The sequence below is a fragment of the Roseomonas sp. CECT 9278 genome, assembly GCF_918698155.1.
Classification (GTDB): Bacteria; Pseudomonadota; Alphaproteobacteria; order Acetobacterales; family Acetobacteraceae; genus Neoroseomonas.
Genome location: NZ_CAKKLX010000056.1, coordinates 1 through 8,252 on the forward strand (window position 1 = coordinate 1; position 8,252 = coordinate 8,252).

Annotated in this window: 2 protein-coding genes; both read left to right on the forward strand. The window is 76.4% G+C overall.

Features of this window, described 5'->3' with window-relative positions; genetic code table 11:
* On the forward strand, positions 1-3,959 hold a 3,959-nt coding region (locus LQ222_RS23100), incomplete at its 5' end, for an SDR family NAD(P)-dependent oxidoreductase (protein ID WP_230169230.1).
* Positions 3,956-8,251 (forward strand): non-ribosomal peptide synthetase, encoded by a 4,296-nt coding sequence (locus tag LQ222_RS23105; RefSeq protein WP_230169231.1) that lies wholly within the window; start codon positions 3,956-3,958, stop codon positions 8,249-8,251. The genes LQ222_RS23100 and LQ222_RS23105, both read left to right, overlap by 4 nt.
* Position 8,252: the final 1 nt, after the last annotated feature.

Genomic DNA, 8,252 nt, shown 5'->3' on the forward strand with positions numbered 1-8,252 from the left:
ACCTGCGGGGTCGGGTGCGGTATGCGCAGGCGCTGGCGGCGGCGGTGCGCTGGGCCGGGGGCGCGGGCGGTGGGCAGGGTGCGCAGGCGGCATCGGCAGCGGGCATTGCCGCGGCAGCGCCGGCGGCATCGGCAGCGGGCATTGCCGCGGCAGCGCCGGCGGCGAGCGGGGCGCGCGGCGTGGTGGCGCTGGAGATCGGCGCGCAGCCGGTGCTGGGGGGGCTGAACCGGCGGATCCTGCCGGGGCTGTCGACACTGCCCTCGATCGCGCGCGACACGGACGAGGCGCAAAGCATCCAGCGCACCACCGCCAGCCTGTGGACCCACGGCACGACCATCGACTGGGACAGCGCCACCGACAGCCCGCACCACATCAACCTGCCAGCGTATGTCTGGGCGAGGGAACGGCATTGGGACGACCGCGCCCACCCGCTGCGCGCCGGCACGACCCGCGCCGAGGCGGTCGGCGCCTTCTACGACGACCTCGCCCAGGCCTATGCCGCGCTGACCGAACGCGGCCTGGCCGACCCGTCGGTCGACCTGCACCTGACCTACGCGCCCTTCCCCGAGATCGTGCCCGGCTTCTCCTGGCTCGAAGCCATCCGCGACCCGGGCGCCAACCCCGCGCATCTCGACCTGATGCTGGAAGCGCAGCGCCGCCTGCGCCGGCTGGCGCTGCGGCGGGTCGACCTATCCGCGCTGCGGCGCGTCTTCGACCTGGGCTGCGGCTATGGCGGCGACCTGGTCGCGCTCGCGCGGCGGTATCCGCGCATCGAGGCCGTCGGCCACACCGCCTCGGCCCGCCAGGCGGAGGTCGCGGCGCGCCTCGCGGCATCGCGCGGCGTCGGCGACCGCGTCACCGTGCATCACCGCGATTCGACGCAGCACGCGCCCGACGGACGCTTCGACCTGGTCCTGGGCTTCGAGGCCGTGCACCACATGGCCGACCCGGCCGCGCTGTTCGCGCATCTGCGCCAGGCGATCGCGCCCGGCGGGCACCTGGTCCTGGCCGACCTGATGGCGACCGGCGCGGCGATCGCCGACGGCAAGACCCTGTCGGACCTGCCCGCCGCGGAAGACTGGGCCGGCTGGCTCGCTTCCGCCGGCCTGCGGCTGGAGGACGCCACCTGCGTCAGCCCCGCCATCGCCAATTTCCTGCACGACCCGGGCATCGAGGCGCATGTCGCGCGGATCGGCGCCGACCTGCCGGTGGCGCGGCGCGACGCGGTGCAGGACGCCTTCCGCGGCTTCGTGCGGCTGGGCCGGCTGCTGCGCGAGGGCGGCGCGCGCTACCTGCTGTTCTCCGCCCGCCGCACCGACGAGGACGCCGCGACGCTGCGCCAGGCCGCGCTGGACATCCTCGCGCAGCCGACGCCCTTCGCCGCCGTGGCGCCCGAGGCGTGGCTCTATGAACCGCGCTGGGTCGCCGCCCCGGCCGCGATCCTGCCGGCGCCCGCACAGGTCGCGACAGCGCCGGCGCCCGACCCCGCGATGCCCGCCCTCGCGCCCGCGCGGGCCGCGCTCGACCGGCTGGCGCGCGCCTATGCCGCCGAGGCCGCCGCCACGCCGCCTGCCCCTGACCGCACCCGTGCGGCGCGGCGCCTCGCGCAGCTGGCCGAAGCGGCGCCGCGTCCCGCCGCGCAACTCGCCGCGGAAGCCATCGCCGCGCATCCCGAGGCGGCGACCGAAATCGCGCTGCTGGCGCGCTGCGGCGATGCGCTGCCGGCCATCCTGCGCGGCGAGGCCGAGGCGCTGCCGCTGTTGTTCGCCGGGGACACCGCCGCGCATCTCTATGCCGAGGCGCCATCGGCGCGCCGGATGAACGGCATGCTCGCCGGCCTGCTGCGGTCGGCGACCGCGCAATGGCCGGCCGGGCGCCGGCTGCGCGTGCTGGAGGTCGGCGCCGGGACCGGCGGCACCACGGCCGCGCTGCGCGAGGCCTTGCCCGCCGATGCCGACTACCTGTTCACGGATGTCTCGCCGGCGCTGCTGGCGGCCGCGCCCGACCGCTTCCCGGGCATCCGCACCGCGGTGTTCGACGCCGAGCGCGCGCCCGCCGAACAGGGCCTGCGCGATGCGCGCTTCGACATCATCGTCGCCGCCAATGCCCTGCATGCCTGCCGCGACATCCCGGCCAGCCTTGCCCATCTGTCGGGCCTGCTGGCGCCGGGCGGCTGGATCGCGCTGTTGGAGGCGACGGCGCCCGCGCCCTGGGTCGATGCGACCTTCGGCCTGACGCCCGGCTGGTGGCGCTTCGACGATGCGCTGCGGCACGACCATCCGCTGCTCGCGGCGCCGGCCTGGGAAGCGGCGCTGACCGCCGCTGGCCTTGCGGATGCCACCACGCTGCGCCCGCCCGAGGCGCTGCTGCTCGACCAGGCGGTGATCGTCGCGCGCCGGCCACCGCCGGCCATCCGCGCCCGCGTGCTGGGCGACGGCCCGCTGGCGCAGGCCGCGCGCGCGGCCTTCGGCGGGGCGCAGGAGGCCTCGGCCGTGCTCGACCTGCGCGCGCTCGACCGCGACGCCGCGGATGTGCAGGCGGCGGCGGCGGATGCGCTCGCGCTGCTGCGCGATTCCGCCGAGCAGCGGCAACCTGTCTGGCTGGTCACGCGCGGCGCCGTCGCGACACGGGCCGGCGAAGCGCTGCCGCAGATCGCCGGCGCGCCGCTGTGGGGCCTGGGCCTGGTGGCGGCGCTGGAACAGCCCGAGGCGCCGTGCCGCCTGCTCGACCTCGACCCGCGGGATCCCGACCCGCTCGCCACGCTGCGCGCCGCGCTGGCGCAGGCCGACGACGAAGACCGCACCGCCTGGCGCGACGGCGAGCGCCTGGTGCAGCGGCTGGAACGGCGGCCCTGGCCGCAGGCCGCGATCGCATCGCCGACGGCCGACGGCGCCTGGCTGATCACCGGCGGCCGCGGCGGGCTGGGCCTGGCCGTGGCGGAACACCTGGCCGCGCAGGGCGTGACGGAGCTGGTGCTGGCGGCGCGCTCGGCACCGTCGGCGGAGGCGCTCGCGCTGGCCGCCCGGCTGCGCGCGGCAGGCGTGAGCGTCGCGCTGCCGCAGGCCGATGTCGCCAGCGAAGCCGATGTCGCCGCGCTGGTCGCGTCCATCACCGCGCGCACGCGCCTCGCCGGCGTGGTGCACGCCGCGGGCGTGCTGGACGATGCCGCCATCCACGCCATGTCGCCCGGCGCCCTGGCGCGCGTGATGGCGCCCAAGGCCTGCGGCGCGCTGCACCTTGATGCCGCGACGCGCGACCTGCCGGCGCATCGCTTCGTGCTGTTCTCCTCGGTGGCCGGCGTGCTGGGCAATGCGGGGCAGGCCAACCACGCGGCGGCCAGCGCCACGCTCGATGCGCTGGCCTGGCAGCGCCGCGCACAGGGGCTGCATGCGCTCGCGATCGACTGGGGGGCCTGGGCGGCGACCGGCGCGGCCGCCGCGCGCGGCGTCGCACTGCCCGGCGTGACGGGCTTCGCGGCGGCGCAGGCGCTCGATGTGCTGGACCGCCTGCTAGCCGAGGATGCCACCCAGGCGATGGTGCTGCCGGTGGATTGGGCGGCCTTCGCCGCGGCGCGCGGCGGTGCGGCGCCGCTGCTGCGCGAAATGGTCGCGCCATCCGCCGCCGTCGCGCCCGCCCTCCCGCAGGGCGCCGGCGTGCCCGAGATGGTGGCCGCGCTCGCCGCGCAGGTGCTCGGCATGCCGGCGCTGCCCGACCGTGCCGCGCCGCTGGCCGGCTATGGCTTCGACAGCCTGATGGCGATCGCGCTGCGCAACCGCATCCGCGAGGCCTTCGGCGTGGACCTGCCGCTGGCCCGGCTGGTTGGCGGCGCCAGCGCCGATGCGCTGGCCGCCGAAATCGACGCGCTGCGCGCACCGACCGGCATTTCCGCCGATGTCGCCGCCATGTCGGACGACGAGGTCGAGGCCGCGCTGCGTGCCCTGGCGGAGTCCCCCGCATGAGCGCCGCGGAGGACCGCCGCGCGCTGCTCAGCCGGCTGCTGCAGGCGCGCAGCAGCGGCGGCATCCCGCTTGCCCCGCGCGATGCGCCGCTGCCGCTGTCCTTCGCGCAGCGGCGGCTGTGGTTCCTCGACAGGCTGGGCCATACCGGCAGCGGCTATGTCATCCCGCTGCTGGCGGTGCTGGAGGGCGCGCTGGACTCCGCCGCGCTGCAACGCGCGATCGAGGCGGTGGTGCAGCGCCATGCCGTGCTGCGGACGCGCTTCGACGACGTGGCGGGCGAACCGGTGCAGCAGGAAGGCGCGCCGTATCCCGTGCCGCTCGACTGCCACGACGCGACGCCGGTGGACGCCGCCGCGCAGGCCGCCGCCTTCGCCGCCGAACCCATCGCGCTGGCGCAGGGACGGCTGCTGCGCGCACGGTTGTGGCGCACGGCGCCGGATCGGCATGTGCTGGCCATCGCGGTGCACCACATCGCCTTCGATGGCTGGTCGATCGGCGTGCTGGGGCGCGAACTCGCGGCGCTGTATCCCGCCTTTGCCGCGGGCTTGGCCGCGCCGCTGCCGCCGCTGGCCGTGCAGTATGGGGATGTCGCGGCCTGGCAGCGCAGCCCCGCGCGGCTGGCGGCGCAGGAGGCGCGGCTGGTCGAACGCGCGCGCCAGGTCGCCGCGCTGCCCGCCTTCCGCCTGCGCCCCGACCGGGTGGCCGAGGCCGGGCGGCCGCGGCAGGGCCGCGTGCACCGCTTCGCCTTCGCGGCCGACATGTCGGCGCGGCTGGTCGCCTTCGCACAGGCGCGTGGCACCACGCCCTTCACGGTGATGCTGGCGGGCTTCCTGCTGCTGCTCGCGCGGCACGGCGATGCGCCGCATCCGGTGGTGGGCTGCCCGATCGCCGGGCGCGACGGCGCGCAGACCGAATCGCTGGTCGGCTTCTTCGTGAATTCGCTGGTGATCGGCGCCGACCTCTCGGGCCGCCCCACCTTCGCCGAGGCGCTGGCGCGCGTGCAGCAGGCGGTGGCGGAGGCCATGGCCGCGCAGGACATCCCGTTCGAGCGCATCGTCGAACGCGCCCAGCCCGAACGCCTGTTCGCCCGCAACCCGGTCTTCGAGGCGATGTTCGCCTGGCAGGCGCCGTTCCGCTTGCCCGCGCTCGCACCCGGCCTGACCATCGGCGACCTGTCCATCGCCGAGACCGCCGCGCGCTTCGACCTGGAATGCCATGCCTGGCGCGACGGGGAGAGCATCGAGGGCGGCCTGATCTACGACGCCGACCGCCTCGACGCCGACCGCATCGCCGCGATGGCGGCGCATCTGGAGGCGCTGCTTGCCGCCGGCATCTCGACGCCCGCGGCGACGGCGGCGACGCTGCCGCTGTCCGATCCGCGCGCCTGGAACCCGCCGGCCGCGCCTGTCGCGGCCGCGACGCTGCCGGCGCTGTTCGCCCGTGCCCTGGCGCGCGACCCCACGGCCACGGCGGTGCTGCATCATGGCGAGGCGGTGAGCTACGCCGCGCTGGATCGGCGCGCCAATGCGCTCGCCTGGCGTCTGCGCGAGCGCGGCGTCGGGCCGGAGACGCCGGTGGCGATGGCGCTGCCGCGGTCGATCGCCAGCATCGTCGCGACGCTGGCGGTGGCGAAGGCGGGCGGCGCGCTGCTGCCGCTCGATCCATCCTGGCCGCCGGTCCGGCGCGACGCGGCGCTGAGCGCGGCCGGCGCGGCGGTCCTGCTGGACGGAATGGATGCCGGTGAGGCCGATGCGCCGCCGCCGGATGATGGCCTCGGCGCGGAACGCATCGCCTACCTGGCCTTCACCAGCGGTTCGACCGGCACGCCGAAATGCAGCGCGGTGCGCCAGGCGGCGGTGGCGCGGCTGGTGGTCGACACCGACTACATCGCGATCCGCCAGCACGAGCGCGTCGCGCACATGGCCAGCCCCGCCTTCGACGCCACCACCTTCGAGGTCTGGGGCACGCTGCTGAACGGCGCGACGGTGGTGGTGGTGGACCACGACACCGTGCTGGACCCGCAGGCGCTGGCGGCGGCGCTGCGCGACGGCGCGGTGACCACCGCCTTCGTGACCACCGCGCTGCTGCACCGCGCGGCGGAGGAGACGCCCGACGCCTTCGCCACGCTCGACACGCTGCTGTTCGGCGGCGAGGCCTGCAACCCCGCGCTGGTGAAGCGCATCCTGGCCGAAGGCGCGCCGCGGCGCCTGCTGCACATGTACGGCCCGAGCGAAACCACCACCTTTGCCTCCTGGCAGGAAATCGACGCGGTGCCCGACGGCGCACTCACGCTGCCGATCGGCAGGCCCGTGCGCGGCACGCGGCTGCATGTGGTGGAACGCGGTGCGCCGGGCATCGAGGCGCCGGTCGACGTGCCCGGCGAATTGCTGGTGGCGGGCGAGGGTGTCGCGCGCGGCTACCTCGGCACGCCGGACGCCACGGCCGACCGCTTCCGCCCCGACCCCTTCGCCACGGTGCCGGGCGCGCGGCTCTATCGCAGCGGGGACCTGGTGCGGCGGCGGCCGGATGGCGCGGTGGAATTTCTCGGCCGGCTCGACCGCCAGGCCAAGATCCGCGGCTTTCGCGTCGAACCCGCCGAGGTCGAGGCCGTGCTGCGCCGCCATCCCGCCGTCGCCGAGGCCGCTGTCGCGGTCGAGGACGGGCCGGCCGGCCGGCGCCTGGTCGCCTATGCCGTGCCGCGCGCCGCCGCCGATGCCGATGCCGGCAGCCGCGTCGCGGACTGGGCGGCGGTGTTCGACGAGCGCATCTACGTGCCGGCGGAAGCCAGCGCGGACCCGCTGTTCAACACGGCGGGCTGGCGCGACAGCGCCACCGGCGCGCCGATCCCCGAGGCCGAGATGCGCGCCTGGGCGGCAGAGGTGGTGGGCCATGCGCTGAACGGCGCGCCGCGCAGCGTGCTCGAGATCGGGCACGGCACCGGCATGCTGCTGTATGCCATCGCGCCGCGCGTCGAGGCGTATCTCGGCCTCGAGATCAGCGCCGCGGCGCAGGCGCAGGTGCGCGCGCAGGTCGATCGCCTCGGCTGGACAAATGTGCGGCTGGAGCCGCGCGCGGCAGATGCGCTGGACGGGCTGCCGGGCGGCTTCGACGTCGTGCTGCTGAGCTCGGTCGTGCAGTATTTTCCGGATGCGGCCTATCTGCTGCGCGTGCTGGACCAGGCGATGCGCCAGCTGCGCCCGGGCGGGCGCGTGGTGCTGGCGGACCTGCGCAACCTGCGCCGCCGCGACCTTCTGCATGCCGAGATCGCGCTGGCCCGCGCGGCGCCGGAGGCGACCGCCGACACGCTGCGCGCCGCCGTCGCCGCCATTGCGCGCGCGGATGCGGAGCTGCATCTCGACCCGTCCTTCTTCGCGGCGCTGCAGGGGCGGCTGCCGGAGCTGGCGCAGGTGGCGATCGCGGCGCAGGGCTTCGATGCCGCGAACGAGCTGACGCGCACACGCTTCACCGCGGTGCTGACCAAGGCCGGCGGCAGCGCGCCGGGCGCAGCCCCGGCCACCTGGCATGATGGGGCCGGCTGCGACGCGGCGGCCATCGCGGCACTGCTTGACCGCGGCGTACCCTTCGCGCTGCGCGGACTGCCCGATGCACGGACAGCCGGCGCGGTGCGGCGCCAGGGTGCGGTGCTGGCCGGCGCGACCGCGCGGGCGGCGCGGCAGGTCGATGCCACCGACGGCTTCACCCCCGCCACGCTGCGCGCGCTGCTGCCGCCGGGCTGGCATGTGGCCGTGGCGCCGGGCGAGGGCGCCACGCTCGACGCCGCCTTCAGCCGCGCTGCCGGGTCGCTGCTCACGCTGCCGCCGGTCGATGCCGAACCTGCGCGCCTCGCCTCGATGCCCGCCGCGCCGGCGTCGGACTGGGATGCGACGGCACTGCGCGCCCATCTCGCGGCCGCCTTGCCCGACTGGATGCTGCCGGCCGCGATCCATCGCGTCGCGGCGCTGCCGCTGACCAGCGTGGGCAAGATCGATTGGCGCGCGCTGGCGGCGTCGTTGCCCGCGGCGACGCCCGCGCCGTCGCGTGCCATGAGCGCGACCGAACAGGCCGTCGCGTCGCTCTACGCCGAGCTGCTCGGCGCCGCCGCACCCGGGCCGGAGGAAGATTTCTTCGCCCTGGGCGGCCATTCCTTGCTGGCCAGCCGGCTGGTGGCGCGGCTGCGCGCGCGCTTCGCCGTGGCGCTGCCGCTCGATGCGGTGTTCCGTGCGCCCTCCGTCGCCGGCCTGGCGGCGGAGATCGACATGCTCGGCCGCGACCAGGACGAAGGCGAGATCTGAA

Coding starts and splice junctions, on each gene's coding strand:
- LQ222_RS23105 (WP_230169231.1), top strand. CDS start 3,956: ATGAGCGCCGCGGAGGACCGCCGCGCGCTGCTCAGCCGGCTGCTGCAG.